10 protein-coding genes are annotated in these 15,466 nt (G+C 69.8%); 6 read left to right on the forward strand and 4 right to left on the reverse strand.

The features are described from left to right. Positions 1 to 4: 4 nt before the first annotated feature. Complete coding sequence (gene mptB, locus LKO27_RS13780) at positions 5 to 1,501, reverse strand: polyprenol phosphomannose-dependent alpha 1,6 mannosyltransferase MptB (RefSeq protein WP_227738093.1); 1,497 nt, start codon at positions 1,499 to 1,501, stop codon at positions 5 to 7. Positions 1,502 to 1,607: 106 nt separating this feature from the next. On the opposite strand from mptB, the gene LKO27_RS13785 reads away from it, so the two are divergent. The 4 genes from LKO27_RS13785 to LKO27_RS15660 all read left to right on the forward strand — a co-directional run bounded on the left by LKO27_RS13785 (position 1,608) and on the right by LKO27_RS15660 (position 5,785). Then, on the forward strand, positions 1,608 to 3,011 hold the full coding sequence (locus tag LKO27_RS13785; RefSeq protein WP_227738094.1) for an NAD(P)/FAD-dependent oxidoreductase: 1,404 nt from the start codon (positions 1,608 to 1,610) through the stop codon (positions 3,009 to 3,011). An 11-nt stretch (positions 3,012 to 3,022) separates the two neighbouring features. Next, positions 3,023 to 3,505: a DoxX family protein gene (locus LKO27_RS13790; protein ID WP_227738095.1), complete on the forward strand. Its 483-nt coding sequence runs from the start codon at positions 3,023 to 3,025 to the stop codon at positions 3,503 to 3,505. Between the two features lie 100 nt (positions 3,506 to 3,605). Beyond that, positions 3,606 to 4,337, forward strand: coding sequence for a response regulator transcription factor (locus LKO27_RS13795; protein WP_304650907.1), 732 nt, complete (start codon positions 3,606 to 3,608; stop codon positions 4,335 to 4,337). Continuing rightward, positions 4,334 to 5,785, forward strand: a complete 1,452-nt coding sequence (locus LKO27_RS15660) for a HAMP domain-containing sensor histidine kinase (protein WP_227738096.1) — start codon at positions 4,334 to 4,336, stop codon at positions 5,783 to 5,785. Before LKO27_RS13795 ends, LKO27_RS15660 begins: the two co-directional genes overlap by 4 nt. Positions 5,786 to 5,957: 172 nt before the next feature. Here the strand turns inward: LKO27_RS15660 and LKO27_RS13805 are convergent, their stop codons facing one another. Further along, a complete protein-coding gene (locus LKO27_RS13805) occupies positions 5,958 to 10,484 on the reverse strand; it encodes an endo-alpha-N-acetylgalactosaminidase family protein (RefSeq protein WP_227738097.1) in 4,527 nt (1,508 codons plus the stop codon). A gap of 173 nt (positions 10,485 to 10,657) precedes the next feature. On the opposite strand from LKO27_RS13805, the gene deoC reads away from it, so the two are divergent. Continuing rightward, positions 10,658 to 11,332, forward strand: a complete 675-nt coding sequence (deoC, locus tag LKO27_RS13810) for a deoxyribose-phosphate aldolase (protein WP_227738098.1) — start codon at positions 10,658 to 10,660, stop codon at positions 11,330 to 11,332. 14 nt (positions 11,333 to 11,346) lie between these two features. Continuing rightward, positions 11,347 to 12,093 (forward strand): ZIP family metal transporter, encoded by a 747-nt coding sequence (locus tag LKO27_RS13815; RefSeq protein ID WP_227738099.1) that lies wholly within the window; start codon positions 11,347 to 11,349, stop codon positions 12,091 to 12,093. Positions 12,094 to 12,112: 19 nt separating this feature from the next. Here LKO27_RS13815 and LKO27_RS13820 read toward each other — a convergent pair whose 3' ends face one another. Together LKO27_RS13820 and LKO27_RS13825 are read right to left on the reverse strand one after the other, a co-directional pair. Continuing rightward, the gene (locus LKO27_RS13820; protein ID WP_227738100.1) at positions 12,113 to 13,969 is read right to left on the reverse strand and encodes an ABC transporter ATP-binding protein; all 1,857 of its coding nucleotides are present in this window, start codon (positions 13,967 to 13,969) and stop codon (positions 12,113 to 12,115) included. Continuing rightward, positions 13,969 to 15,396: a threonine/serine exporter ThrE family protein gene (locus tag LKO27_RS13825; protein WP_227738101.1), complete on the reverse strand. Its 1,428-nt coding sequence runs from the start codon at positions 15,394 to 15,396 to the stop codon at positions 13,969 to 13,971. Before LKO27_RS13825 ends, LKO27_RS13820 begins: the two co-directional genes overlap by 1 nt. Between the last annotated feature and the right edge of the window lie 70 nt (positions 15,397 to 15,466).

Raw genomic sequence — 15,466 nt, forward strand, 5'->3', positions numbered from 1 at the left:
CAACCTAGACGAGGCCGTCGCGGCGACCATCGGCCCGCGGCCCACGGCTCGTCAGACCCTGGTCTGGGGTTGGGAAAACCGGCGTGGCGGCCCGGCGCAGCCGTCGCCACAGCCACCAGGAGGGCACCGCGAGCAGGAACATCGAGTAGTAAGGCGCCATGAAGTCCTGCAGCGCGGGAATCACCGACGCGGCGCACACCACCACCAGCCACAGGTGCTGGGAGCGCAGCCGCGGGTGGGCGAGCACCACGAACGGGACCGCCCAGGTCAGGTACCAGGGTTGCGTGGCCGGGCCGAGCAGGGCGAACGCCAGGAGGGCGCCGATGGCGACCACCCAGGGCCGGCCCGCGTCGTCGGGGGGATGCGGACCGTAGCGCCGCAGCAGCCACACCGTCGCCACCAGGATGAGGGCGCTGGAGATGGTGGTGAAGACGGTGATGACCGTCTCGTCGGACAGCAGCTCGTGGAACCGGGTGAACGACGCCACCCAGGAGATGGGTGAGTTGCTGGTGGCCTCCAGCGGGCTGCCGGCCGTGGGATTGCGCCACCCGAAGCCGAGTCCCGTCGCGAGCGAGACCAGCACGAAGACCGCGACCGCCACCAGGCCCGCGGCCACCGCCCGCCGCGCCAACGCCCACCAGTTGCGACGGCGTGGCTCCAGCCCGGCCGCGGCCGCGGCCCAGGCCAGGGCCACGACCGCCACCCCGGCAACGGCAGCTGACTGCTTGACCAGCATCGCGACACCGAGGACCGCTCCGCCGGCGAGCATCCCGCGGTACCCCCGCCAGCCTGGGGCGTGGGCGACGAGGAACGCCACGGCCACCAGTGCCACCATCACGGCGTCGTTGTGGATGCCGCCGACCCACTGGATGACCACCAACGGGTTCAGCAGCCCTGCCCACAGCACCGTCGACGACGCCACCCCCACCCGGCGCGCCAGCCGTGGCAGGCACCAGGCCAGCACCGCCATGGCCACGAGGTTCGGCAGTCGCATCCCCACCGACGAGAGCCACAGGTCACCGCCGAACAGCCACGACACCGCGCGGAAGATCTCCAGGGAGAGCGGGGGGTAGACCGAGGTGGTCTCGAACCAGTGGATCCCCACCAGCAACCCGGCGTCGCCCGCGTCACCGGAGGGCACCAGGTAGGGGTCCAGGCCGTTGTTCATGAGCCAGCCCTGCGCGGCGTAGGACCAGGCATCGCGGCTGTGCAGGGGTGGCGCCGCCAGCAGGGCAGCGCTCCAGATGGTGAGCGTGACCAGCGGCCGTCGCCAGCCGGGACCCAGTTGCCACCACGCCAGGAGCAGCAGGGCGTGCCCGGGGAGCGTCACCAGCGGGCGCCACCAGCTGGCACCGGTCTCCAGGAAGCCGTCCATGTCGAGGGCGGTGGCGAGCGAGACCGTGACGATCCCCACCACGCCCAGGGCCGTCCACAACCAGCCGGCGGGGCTGCTGGCCGGGTTCGTCCGGAGTCGGAGCGCGGCGGCGTCGGCAGGTGACAAGGCGTGCGGACCTCCCTCGGATGGCTCCGACAGCATACTGGGCGGCGGTTACCCTAGAGCAGGGGAAATCGCCACTTCTCCCACTGAGCGAACGAGAGGAATGGCCATGAGCAGGAAGCGGCACCAAGTCGTTGTGATCGGCTCCGGATTCGGCGGCCTCTTCAGCACCAAGGCACTCAAGCACGCCGACGTCGACATCAAGCTCATCGCGCGCACCACCCACCACCTCTTCCAGCCGCTCCTCTACCAAGTGGCGACGGGGGTGCTGTCGGAGGGCGAGATCGCACCGGCCACCCGCGAGATCCTGCGCCGCCAGAAGAACGCGCAGGTCCTGCTAGGGCTCGTCGAGGACGTGGACCTGGCGCAGAAGGTGGTCAAGTGGCGCTTCCATGACCAGTACCAGGAGACCGCCTACGACTCGCTGATCGTCGCCACCGGCGCCGGCCAGTCCTACTTCGGCAACGACCACTTCGCCACCTTCGCCCCCGGCATGAAGACCATCGACGACGCCCTGGAGCTCCGGGCCCGGATCTTCAAGGCATTCGAGGTGGCCGAGTTCACCACCGACCCGGAGGAGCGCCGTCGGCTCATGACCTTCGTGGTGGTGGGCGCCGGACCCACCGGAGTCGAGATGGCCGGTCAGATCCGCGAGTTGGCAGCCGCGACGCTGAAGCGCGACTTCCGCTCCATAGATCCGGCCACCGCCCGGGTCATCCTCGTCGACGGCGCGGACCAGGTGCTGCCCCCCTTCGGCCCCGAGCTGGGCGAGGCCACCCGGCGCAAGCTCGAAGGCCTCGGAGTCGAGGTGCAACTCAACTCCATCGTGACCGACGTCGACGAGCGCGGCATCAGCATCAAGCGGGCCGACGGCAGCACCGAGCGCATCGAGTGCTTCTGCAAGGTGTGGGCAGCGGGTGTGCGGGGCGACGAGCTGGGCAGGGCCCTGGCCGAGCAGAGCGGCGCCGAACTTGACCGGGCCGGCCGGGTCGTCGTCCAGCCGGACCTGAGTCTGCCGGGCCACCCCGAGGTCTACGTCATCGGGGACCTGATGTCGTTCCCGGGAGTCCCCGGGGTGGCGCAGGGCGCCATCCAGTCCGCCAAGCACGCCGCGAAGGCCATCCGCGCGCGCGTTGAGGGGACACCGCCCCCCGGCGACTTCAAGTACGTGGACAAGGGATCCATGGCCACCATCTCCAAGTACTCGGCCGTGGTGAAGATGGGCCGGATCCGACTGACGGGGTTCATCGCGTGGGTGGCGTGGCTGTTCCTGCACCTGCTCTACATCGCGGGCTTCAAGCAGCGGGTCACCACCCTGCTCAGCTGGACCCTCAGCTTCGTCACCAACGGCCGGTCGCAGCGGGTGGTCACCAACCAGCAACTGGTCGGCAGGCTGGCGCTGGAGCGACTCGGCTCCCACAGCTCCGGCAGGCTGATCCGAGGCAGCGACGAGGCCGAGACCGATGACGACGAGGTCCCCTACCATGAGGGGAACTCGACCGCCGCCGAATAGGAGCAGCCCGCATGCACGCATTCCTCCGAGTCCTGCGCGACATCGGGCTGATGTTGGCCCGCATAGTCGTCGGCGTGGTCCTGCTGGCCCGCGGGTGGCACCGCTGGCAGGTCGCGGGGATCGCGGAGGAGGTCAGCCTCATGGAGAGCGCAGGCATCCCCTCGGCGACGACGCTGATCTGGCTGGTGATCGGCTTCGAGATCATCGGGGGGATCCTGCTGGTGTTCGGCCTGGCGACTCCGCTGATCGGCTTCGGGATGATCGCGCTGAACGTGGGCATCATCGTGCTCCTGCGCGCTGACGAGGGGTTCTACGTCCACGAGCACGGCTGGGAGTACAACGCCGTGCAGGCCGTGATGGGACTGATCTTCCTCACCCACGGCTCGGGCCGGGCGGGGCTCGACAGCCTGTTCACACAGCCGAAGGACGATCGCCAGGAGGAACTGATCGTCGAGGACGCGGACCCCACCCGGATCCAGACCCGCGAGTACTGACCGCGACGTCGGCCGACCCGGCCCCGGTTCGCAGCAGACTCACAGCCGGTTCACAGGAAAGTCTTGGCGAACCCATGGTGATCGGGTGCAGAGTTGGGGCATGGCCCCCGCTGAATCCGAGACCCTGCGCCACCCCGATGGCACTCCCATCCGCGTGCTGACGGTGGACGACGAACCCAGCCTCATCGAACTGCTCTCCATGGCCATGCGCTACGAGGGCTGGGAGGTCCACACCGCCCAGACCGGTACCGACGCGGTGCGGGTGGCGCGCGAGACGCAGCCTGACGCCATCGTCCTGGACATGATGCTGCCGGACTTCGACGGCCTCGAGGTGATGCGCCGGATCCGCACCGAGCGCCCGGACGTGCCGGTGATCTTCCTGACCGCCAGGGACGCCGTCGCCGACCGCATCCAGGGGCTCACGGCCGGCGGCGACGACTACGTCACCAAACCGTTCAGCCTCGAGGAGGTCATCGCACGGCTCCGTGGTCTGCTGCGCAGGTCCGGCGCCACCACCGTCGCCGCCAGCACCCAGCTGGTCGTCGGCGACCTCGTGCTCGACGAGGACTCCCACGACGTCACCCGCGCCGGGGAGCCCGTCAGCCTGACCGCCACGGAGTTCGAGTTGCTGCGCTACCTCATGCGCAACCCCCGGCGCGTGCTCAGCAAGGCCCAGATCCTCGACCGGGTGTGGGACTACGACTTCGGCGGCCAGGCCAACGTCGTGGAGCTCTACATCTCCTACCTGCGCAAGAAGATCGACGCCGGCCGCCCGCCCATGATCCACACGATGCGCGGCGCCGGCTACGTACTGAAGCCGGCCACCCAGTGATTACCCGGGGCACCCTCTCCAGCCAGCTGCGCAACCGCGTCACGCTGCTGGTGGCGGTGCTCGCCATCTTCCTGGCGGCCGGAGTGCTGGCCGCCGCCAGCACCATCCTCTACGGGCAACTGGACAACCAGCTCGACGCCGCCTGGGACCGCCAGCAGGGGGCCGCCGGCGGGCAGGGCACCAGGGCACCCGGCATCGACGTGCCAGGGATGAGCCAGGGCACAATCGTCGTCGCAGTGATGCCCAACGGCGAGATCCGGGGCAACACGATCGGCGCGGCTGCCGTCGAACCGCTCACGGTGGACGCGGCCGAGGCACTGCTCGAGGTGCCCCCGGACAGCCGCAAGCACACCGTCCAGGTCCCCGGCATGGGCAGCTACCGCGTGGAGGCGAGGGCCTACCGGCTCCACGTCATCGTGGCCCTCCCCCTGATCCAGGTCCAGCAGACCCTCGGGGTGCTGGCGCTGTTCGCGGCTGGGCTGGGTCTGGTCTCTGTGGTCGCGGCCGCGTTCGCGACGATGGCCACCGCCGACGCCGCCACCCGTCCGCTGCGGGCGCTGGGACGCGCGTCGGTGGAGGTGTCGCAGTTGGCGCTGGACAGCGGTGAGGTCGAGGTCAAGACCCGGGTGCAGCCCCCCACCGACCTGCCGCCGACGCACGAGGTTGCCCAGCTCACGACGGCGTTCAACCACATGCTCGCCAATGTCGAGGGTGCGCTGGCGGCTCGGCACGCGTCGGAGACCAAGCTGCGCCGCTTCGTCGCCGACGCCTCCCACGAACTGCGCAACCCACTGGCGAGCATTCGCGGCTACTCGGAACTGGCCGAGCGCGCCACCAGACAGGGCGGTGAATCCGCCACCGAGGACGTGGCCTTCGCGCTGGGCCGGATCGGGTCGGAGTCCCACCGCATGACCAAACTCGTCAACGACCTGCTGCTGCTCGCCCGGCTGGACGCCGACACGCCCACCGAACCCCGGCCGGTTGACCTGGTCGAGACCGTCCTGAACGCCGTCCATGACAGCCGCGCGGCCAGCCCCGACCACAACTGGCGCCTCGACCTGCCACCCGACGGCCTGCTCGTCCTCGCCGACTCCGACCAGCTCCACCAGGTGGTGACGAACCTCCTTGCCAACGCCCGCACCCACACCCCAGCCGGGACGACGGTGACCACCACCGTCGCCGCGGTCGACGGGAGGGCGAGGCTCACCGTCGCCGACGACGGACCGGGGATCTCACCGGAGGTACTCCCCCACGTCTTCGAGCGGTTCTCGAGGGCGGACGCGGCGCGTTCCCACACCTCGGAGAGCTCGACCGGCCTGGGACTCGCCATCGTGCGCGCAGTCGTCGAGCGCTTCGGGGGCCACACGACGGTGGAATCGCGGCCAGGGCGCACCTGCTTCACGGTGTGGCTCCCGCTGGCCCAGCACACGGAACCGTTGGCCGAGTAGCCGACGAGAACCCCCAACCGGCCCCCCACCGCTGGTCGAGTAGCCGACGAGGAACGAGTCGGCGTGTCGAGACCACCCACACCGTGGGATTCCAGAACGCAAACCCGGCGTGTCATGGACGGTCTCCGTCCACGACACGCCGAGTTCGCGTTTTCAGATCCCGGGCTGGAACCTAGGCACCGCAGGTGACTCGCGCCAGGGCCCAGTCACCGTGATCGTTGCCGACGCCGTCGCCACCGTCGGTGACCCGCAGGGAAAGGGTCTGGACGCCGGAGATGTCGAGATCCAGTTCCACCGACGGGTCACTGCCCCGCAGCACGCCCGTCTGGTGTATCAGGTTCCCGTCCCCGTACACCGCGAACTGGATGGAGCCCCTGGTCTGGGCGTCATCGACGCCGACGACCGCCTGGAACTGCGTGCACTCCCCGCCCAGGCCGAAATCGACCCGCGAGTAGGCGTGCGCACCGATTCCCTTGGGGTACGTGACCCCGTCGAGCCGCAGCGGGCCGCCGTCGCCGGAACCCTGTTCACCGTTGGCGAGGTCCCATTCGATGGGTCCCCAGCCGTTGGTGGGGGTGCCGACGATGCGGTGCTGCATGTCGGAGAGGTAGGCCTCGCCGGCGGGGAGGGGCGGGATGACCCGCACCTGCGCCGTCGAGGTGACCTCCGCGAGCCTGCCGTCGACCGTCCCGGAACCGGTGAACACGATGGCCCCGTCGCCGGCGTCAGCGGGCACCGCCACCGTCCAGACCTGGGTGGAGGTCTCGCCGAAAGCGAGCGTCGCCGCTCCGGCGGTGGTGACCTCCGCGGTCCAGCCCTCGGGGAGCTGCAGGGCGTGGGTCACCCCGGTGGTCTGCTCGTTGTAGGAGCTCACGGTGGTGGTGACGGTGATGTCGCCACCGGCCTCCACCGACCGCGGCGCCTCGATGCCGCCCGCAAGGCAGGCACCCGACTCCGCGGCCCCGAGGTCCTCCACCCGAAGGTTGTCGATGGTCAGGTTGTGCTGGGTGTTGGGCCCGGTCAGCTTGTCGATCGCGATGAACGGGACACCGCACGACGACGCCGAGAACTCCGCCGAGTACGTGGCGGTCTCGCGCTGCTCGCCGAGCACGTCGGTGACGGCGTCGACCGTGACGTTGCCGCCCTCGGTGACGACGTCGTGGCCCAGGCGGACCCGGTGCTGGTCGGCGTAGGTGGTCTGGTGGTCGAACGAGACCCGGTACTGGCGTCCCGCCTTGAACGGGATCACACCGGGCGCGGTCTTGAGGATCTCGCCGGTGTTCTCGTTGTTGGCCATCAGGGACCAGCGGCCGTCGAGCACGTTGTCGTTGAGCTTGCCGCCCTCGACCACGGAGCCGTTCAGCGCCACTCCCCACCAGCCCCGCTGTGAGTAGGGCTCGTGGACCTCGGCCAGCTGGGTGCGGGCGTCGCCGCCCCGGTTGCCGGCCCCGGTCACGAACGGGAAGTAGCCGGTGTCGATGTTCTCGAAGTCCTCGAAGAAGATCGTCCCCGCCGTCGGTTCGTCGTCGGTGGCCGGCACGTACGCGACCACGCGCAGGTCGTCGACGGAGACCTTCGCCTCACCCGCCTCCGCGGAGACGTTGAGCACGACGGGGCCGCCGGTGGTGGTGAAGGTCACGCGCAGCCGCTGGAAGCCCGTGTCGCGCTTCTCGTCGGAGGCGGTGGCGTTGGGCACAGTGGAGGCCGTGATCCGGTTGGCGACGCGGTTGCCCTTGCCCTTGCCCTCGGCGTAGCCGGCGGCGGTGACGCTTCTGCCGTTGACGCCGACGGTGACGGGCCGCTGCTTGCCCTCCTCGATCTCGATCCAGGCCCAGGCGCTGTAGGTGCCTGCGGGCAGGTCCAGCTGCTGCCCCAAGGACGCCGCCTCCGGGCCGAACTCGGCCTGGAAGTTGCCGCGGTCGGTCCGGACGACGGTGACCTCACCGTCGGTGTCGTAGGCGTCGAGGGTGCCGGAGAAGAACCCCGGATCGGCGATGCCGCTGGCCTGTCCCCAGTCCGGTACCACCGGGTCGGGGGCTTCGGACGTCGGGTAGAGCACGTAGGCGACGCCGTCTGTGGCGTCCAGGGTGATGGCACCGTCGGTGGGTGTGACGGTCCCGACCTCCACCCGGCCCGTGTCGGTGAGCTCGAACAGCGTCAGCGACGTCTGCGAGGCCCACGCGTCGGTGAGCTCCCAGGTGGTCGACCCGCCGCCGATGTTGTAGTGGTAGAGCCGCGGCTCGCCGCCGTCGGTCCACGGCAGCAGGTAGGCGCCGTCGGCGTAGACGGTCGCGCCGTCGAAGTCGATGGTGCGGTCGGTGGGGATCTGCGAGCCGGAGACGCTCTCGACGTCGGAGGCCGCGACGGTCCCGTTGGCGAAGGTGATCTCGTTGTCGGTCCACTTCACGATGTCGGAGCGCTGCAGGAACTTCACCGGCAGGTTGCGCTCCCACACGTTGGCGATGAACTCGTCGTAGTCGACGTGGCCGGTCCAGCCCTCGAAGTCGACGATGTTGGAGTTGGACAGGATGGGATGGGGGTTCCAGGTGTCGCGCTTGGAGTTGTGGACGAAGCGGATCACGTCGGAGTTGATGCCCTTGTTGGAGGCGCCGCCGTAGTTCTCGTCCTGCGACCAGTGGGACCACACGCTCTGGTCGGCCAGCTTGTCGGACCACTCGGATCCGATCACCCAGCCCTGCTCGGCCAGCCCTCTGCCCAGGCGCTGCGCCTCCCAGCCGTTGGGGTAGTAGACGTCCAGGTAGAGCCAGTTGAGGTTCTCGGGGCGCTCGTCCCAGAACTCCTGGAACCGCTCCAGCACCCTGCCAGTGGCCAGGTCCTTGGGGCCGTCGATGTAGTAGGACTGGTTCATCCAGCCCCAGGCCTTGCGGGGCGGCATCTGCAGCAGTTCCTCGCTGAACTCGTGCGCCTCGGAGTAGGACTCGGTGGCGTTGACGTGGACGCCGTAGCTGGTGTTGAAGTCCACGCTCGCCTCAGCCAGTGTGTTCAGGTCCTCCAGCCCGCCGGCCCGCTCGTTGTAGTGCCCGGCGTAGTCGGGGTGCGCGGAGTCGTGGCCCTCGGCCTGGTAGCCCTTGAGCAGCGCCTTCTGGCCGAGGTTGTCGGTGGCCAGCGAGATGCGCTTGGTGTCGTCCAGGGTGCGCAGGAACGGGTGCGTGGCCTGCGAGACGATGTTGAACGGGATTCGCGAGATGACCTCGTCGGCGACCTCGTCGGAGCCGTTCGGGAACTCGGTGATGGCGCGGGCGGCGATCCCGGCGTCCTGCCAGTCCACCAGCTCGTCGGCGTTGGCGTCCGCGGTGACCCGGACCTCCACGAACGGGTTGTCCTCGCGGCCGATCGCGCCGTCGTGGGCCTCCACGGCCTCACTCAGCCAGGTCCACGTCCCGGACCAGACCGAGCCGTACCTGGCGTTGTCGCTGGCAAAGACCTGGCGCTGCCAGCGGTTGTTGTCGGTGCCGACGCGACCCTTGGTCGAGGCCGCACCGGTGTTGTCCTCGACGGCGTTGGTGTCGAACGCCGCAGCCAGCTGGGAGTTGTTGGCCAGCACCAGCCAGGAGCCCTGGACCTCGCCGGCCGGGGTGGCCGCGATGTTCTCGAAGCGGTCGCCGTCGGTGCCACGGTTCACGGTCATCAGGCCGGCGGTGAGCTGGGAGGCCGGGTCACCGGACCAGACGGTCACCAGGTCGTGGCGCGGGATCCGGATGCGGTTAACGTCGCTTCCCGGGTCCACGAGGTTGGCGAACTCAAGGCGCAGGGTGTCGTCGGCGACGGTGGCCACGACGTCGAAGGAGACGCCGGGCAGGCCCGGCAGGGTGATCGCGTAGGTCGCGGTGGCGCCGTCGACGACGGGCGCTGCCACCGTTACAGCCTGCTGCACCTCGTTGACCAGGACTGAGGTCAGCGGGCCGCCAAGCCTGCCGACGAGCTGGTCCTCCCCCAGCCGGTAGTCGACGACCTGCGGGAACTCGGGATGGAGCCGGACGCGGAAGTCGCCGTCGGCGATCTCGACGACGCCCTCAGGGACCTCGGGCAGCAGCGGACCGGAGGCCGGCGGCTCGGAGGAGCCGTCGTCGGATGCGACGTCGGCGTTGAACTCGGCCAGCGACGCGACGGTCTCCGGTGGCGAGATCGGGGAGTCGGCGCTGCGGCCTCCCCATGAGCTGAGGTAGACGAGCTTGGCGCAGTTGGCGGCCACCGGCGCGTCGAGTGTGATGGTCCGCTCCTGGGCGTAGGAGGCGACGTCACCCGGGAATGAGCCGGTGGCGGCGAGCGTGTAGTCGGCGCTGGCGCAGTCGCCGGCGGCGGTCCACAGTTCGTACTCGTTCACGCGGCCGGAGCCGTTGGAGGACTGCCGGGGCGTCAGGCGGACCTGGCCGAGCTGCACGGGCTCGGGAGCGATCCGCACCGTGATGTGGTGCGGCAGTGGGTCCACCCCACCGGCCCACTGGGTGTGCCAGTAGGTGGCGGCGTCGCCGTCGAGCACCAACTCGGCCGGGCCGTTGGCGCCCTCGCCCGTGGTCTCCACCGAGTCGACGTCGACCACTTCCATTTGGCCCTGCGGCAGGGCGGTGTAGGTGACCTCGGCCTGCGCGGGTCCGGCCGGGAGGGCCACCACCCCTCCCAGTGCAAGGCCCGCCACCAGTGCCATCGGCAACAGCGGTCTGGTATTCAGCTTGGACATCCTTGTCCTCTCATCTCGGGTTCACTCTTCAGGAGCCTGATCCCCCATCGGCGTCCCCCGGCAACCTATTTGGGCATCGGGCCAAGTCACCGCGACGCCGGACCATCGATCAGCCGAAATGAGCGGATGGGCGGTTGTACGCTGGTGCCTCACCACGAACAGTCAGGAAGCCAATGGACATCCCCCGCGACGCTCTGGTCAGGATGATCGACCACACCCTCCTGAAGACCGACGCCACCGCCGCGCAGGTCTCCGAGTTGATCGCCGAGGCGCGCGAGCTCGGCACCTACAGCATCTGCGTCTCGCCGTCGATGCTGCCCATCACCGAGGACCTGGGCAGCGTCAAGCTCGCGACAGTCTGCGGCTTCCCCTCCGGCAACCACACCCCCGCCACGAAGGCGGCGGAGGCGGCCGAGTCCTCCAAGCTGGGCGCTGACGAGATCGACATGGTGATCAACATCGGCCTGCTGAAGGCCGGCACGCCAGAGCTGGTGGTCCAGGAGATCGAGGCGGTGCGGGCGGCCACGAGCGGGGTGCTGAAGGTGATCATCGAGTCCGCGGCGCTGACCGACGACGAGATCGTCGAGGCCTGCCACGCAGCCGAGACCGCGGGCGCCGATTACGTCAAGACCTCCACCGGGTTCCACCCGGCCGGCGGGGCCACGGTCCACGCCGTCGAACTGATGGCCAAGACGGTCGAGGGTCGCCTCGGGGTCAAGGCCTCCGGTGGCATCCGGGACTGGGCGACGGCGCAGGCGATGGTGGCCGCCGGCGCCACCAGGCTGGGCCTCTCCGGCAGCCGCGCCGTGCTCGACGGCGCACCGGCCGAGGGAGACGGCGGCTACTGACATGAGTGGCCGTCATGCCTGAGTGGCTCCAGTCCGGACTCACCGGACTCGGCGCGGGCGCGGCCCTGCTGCTCGGCAGCCTGGTGGCGTGGTGGGCACGTATCCCCAGCAAGATCGTGGCCGCCATCATGGCCTTCGGTGCCGGAGTCCTGATCTCCGCGCTGGCCTTCGAACTGGTCGACGAGGCCGTCAACACAGGTGGGCTCGTCGCGACCGTGTGGGGGTTCCTCGTCGGCGCCGTCGTGTACGTCGCGCTGAACCTCCTGCTCGCACGGCACGGCGCCAGGCATCGCAAGCGCTCCGGCGAGAAGCAGGCAGCGGCCGCGGGCGGCACGGGCGGAGCCATCGCCATCGGGGCGCTGCTGGACGGCATCCCCGAATCCATGGTGCTGGGTCTGGGCTTCCTCACCGGCGGCGGCGTGAGCTTCACGATGCTGGCAGCCGTGTTCATCTCGAACTTCCCAGAGGGCCTGTCGAGCACCGCCGGCTGGAAGCAGGCCGGCCGCAGCAAGCTCTACGTGTTCGGCGTCTGGGGCGGGATCGCCCTCATCTCGGGCGTCGCCGCCCTTGCCGGATACACCCTCCTCGACGGCGCCTCCCCGGGGACGCTGGCGTTCGTGAACGCGCTGGCAGCCGGTGCGATCCTGGCCATGATCACCGACACGATGATCCCCGAGGCGTTCCAGGAGGACGCGATGTACTCGGGGCTGCTCTCCACGCTCGGCTTCCTCGCCGCGCTGTCCCTGCACCACCTGGGCTGAGAGCCGGGCCAGAAATCCTTCAGTCCGCGAACTGGCGGGCGTACAGCGTCGCGTACAGGCCCTGTTCCGCGAGCAGGTCGTGGTGCGTGCCCCGTTCGACCACCTGGCCGCCGTTGACGACGAGGATCTCGTCGGCGTCGCGGACCGTGGACAGGCGGTGCGCGATCACGACGGCGGTGCGACCCTCGCGCGCGACGTCGAGCGCCTTCTGCACGAGGTGCTCGGAGTCGGAGTCGAGATGCGCCGTCGCCTCGTCCAGCACGATGACCGGCGGTGCCTTCAGCAGCAGGCGGGCGATCGCGAACCGCTGGCGCTCGCCGCCGCTGAGCCGGTAGCCGCGCTCACCGACGACGGTCCCAAGCCCGTCGGGCAGCCTGCGCACCAAGGTGGCGATCTGCGCCTGCTCCAGCGCTTCCCACAACTGCTCGTCCGTGGCGTCCGGGCGGGCGTAGCGGAGGTTGGCCCCGATGGTGTCGTGGAACATGTGGGCGTCCTGCGTGACGTAGCCGACGGTGTCGTAGAGGCTCTCGAGCCTGAGCTTGCGCACGTCGATGCCGCCCACCTCGACAGTGCCCGAGTCGGGGTCGTACAACCGCGCGATGAGGTTGGTGACGGTGGTCTTCCCGGACCCCGACGGCCCGACCAGCGCGACCGTCTGCCCCGGCGACGCCTCGAAGGAGACCCCCCGCAGCACAGGCTCGTTGGGCGACTCCTTGGTGACCGCACCCGGCTCCAGGGACGCGAGGGACACGGTCCCGGCGTCGGGGTAGGTGAACCACACGTCCCGGAAGGCGATGGTGGCGCCCGCCGGAACGTCGACCGCGTCCGGGGCGTCGACGATGGCGGGCTGAAGGTCAAGCACCTCGAAGACCCTCTCGAAGCTGACCAGCGCGGTCATCACGTCGACGCGCAGGTTGGTGAGCTGCATCAGCGGACCGTAGAGGCGGGCCAGCAGCGTGACCAGCGCCGTCAGCGTCCCGATGGTGAGCTCCCCCCGGATCACCGCGGCACCGCCGAACCCGTAGAACATCGCCGTCGCGAGCGCCGCCACCAGCCCCATGGCCGTCATGAACACCCGCGAGACCATCGCGATCTGCACGCCGGCGTCGGCGACGGCGCGTGCCTGGCCCTCGAAGTGGTCGTGTTCGCGGGTGGGGTCGCCGAAGAGCTTGACGAGCAGCGCGCCGGAGACGGAGAACCGCTCGGTCATCGTCGAGGTCATCTCGGCCTGGTACTGCATCCGGTTCTTGGTGATGCCAGCCAGCCGCGTGCCCACGGCGCGGGCGGGGATCATGAAGATGGGCAGCAGGACGAGGGCGGCCAGCGTCAGCTGCCACGACAGCACCATCATGGAGATCACAACCAGCACGAGCGTGGAGACGTTGCTCACCGCCGACGACAGCGTCGAGGTGAAGGCCTGCTGCGCACCGTTGACGTCGTTCTGGAGGCGGGAGACCAGCTTTCCGGTGTTGGAACGGCTGAAGAACGCCAGCGGCATCCGCTGGACGTGGTCGAACAGCTGGGTGCGCATCAGCAGGATCAGACCCTCGCCGATCCGCGAGGAGCACCACCGTTCCACGATGCCGAGCGCTGCGCTCAGGACCGCCATCCCCGCCACAGCCAGGGACAGCTGGACCACCAGGTCGAGGTTCCGGCCGAGGACGCCGTCGTCGATGATCCGCTGGAACAGCAGGGCGGGGGCGACCGACAGCGCGCTGCCGATGACCAGCGCCAGCAGGAACACCGTCACCAGGCCCTTGAACGGGGCGCCGTAGGCGACCACGCGGCGGAAGGTGCCCTTGGCCAGCTTGTGTTCGGTGATCTCCCTGTCCCTCGCGAGGCCGCCCATCATGGCGCCGCCGCCACCCCCGCGCATCAGCCCACCTGCGCTTCGGTGCTGGACGTGCGCCGGTTGGAGCGCTGCAGCGCCCGCAGCGTCGCCACCCGGAACAGCCGGGCCGTGGGCAGGCCAAGGGGCCGCGACAGCTGCGCGCCGAGCGTCGACCCCGCCGCGAGCGCAAGTCCCACCATGACGGCCTGGCCGAGGCTCACCTGCGCCTGGACGGAGATGGGCCCGTCGAAGGACTGGATCAGTTCGTACAGGCCCCGGTACAGGGCCGAGCCGGGCATCATCGCCACCACGCCCGTGGTGATGAGGGCTATCTGGGGCACGCGCACCTTGCCCGTCACGATCTGGGCGAGGAATCCCACCACAAGGGCGCCAAGGGCAGCAGCGCCCGCCCAGTTCCCGATCCAGGGCAGGCTGAACTGGTAGGTGACCCACCCGACTGCGGCGAGTAGCGAGGCCCACGGGATGGCCTCCAGACTGAGCTGGAACCCGAACCCGACGCCGATGGCGATCATGCACGCCCACAGGATCTGCAAGGCCGAAGGGGTCGCGTACCCGGCGGTGGGTGCGATGTAGCCCTCGACGCCGATCTTGATGCCCACCCAGAGCGTGACCAGCACGCCGACGACGATGCCGCTGGTCTGCAGGACAGCGTCCAGGCTCCGGGCCGTGGCCGTGATGAGGTTGCCGTCCATCGCGTCCCGGGCCGCGGCGACGACACCGACCCCGGCCAGCAGCGACACGATTCCGGAGGCCACTATCAACGACGGCGAGACCGACACGAAGTAGCCCTGCTGCAGTGAGCGCAGGTGCATGATGGCGATGGCCAGCGCGGTGGGGACCGCGGCACCGAACGCCTGGATGAAGAACACCGAGAGCTGGGTGCGGGCCAGCAGGAGCTGCACCAGGTAGAGCAGCGCGTTGGCGATGGCAGCGAGCAGGATCTCCAGGGGGCGGCCGCCCAGGATGGCGGCGACGCCGGCGCCGGTCACTGCCTGACCCAGGCAGATCACCCAGCCACGGTAGGGGCGCACGTCCCGGTAGAGGGCCTCGAGCTGTTCCCTGGCCTCGTCGAGTTCCAGTTCCCGCTCGCCGATCCGGTCGAGCAGCCGCATCAGCCGGGCGATGGTGGTGTAGTTGGTCCGGCGCGTTCGGACGCCGCGGAAACCGGTGATCGGCTCGGCCCTGCCGCGCCTGTGGTAGCTGATGGTGACCGAGGTCCAGGTGACGTCGACGTCGGCACTGAGCCCGTAGGCGGCGGTGACCGTGAGCGCGAACGACGTGGCCTCCGACGTCACGGCCCCGGCCTGGATGGCGAGCTCGGCGACCCGGAGCGCGAGATCGACGACGGCGGCCGCCCGCAGGTGGTCCACCTGCGACGGCGGTGACTGGTCGTGCCTGGTCGGCTCCTCCCGGAACCACCTGCGCACGTTGCTCCGAACCGCTACTGCCATGCTCTGCGCCCCTCTCCGCAGACCAAAGTAGTCGACGGTGGCAGGGGGTCGAAGCCAGCCACTAGGCTCA

The organism is Tessaracoccus sp. OS52, assembly GCF_020687685.1.
GTDB lineage: Bacteria > Actinomycetota > Actinomycetes > Propionibacteriales > Propionibacteriaceae > Arachnia.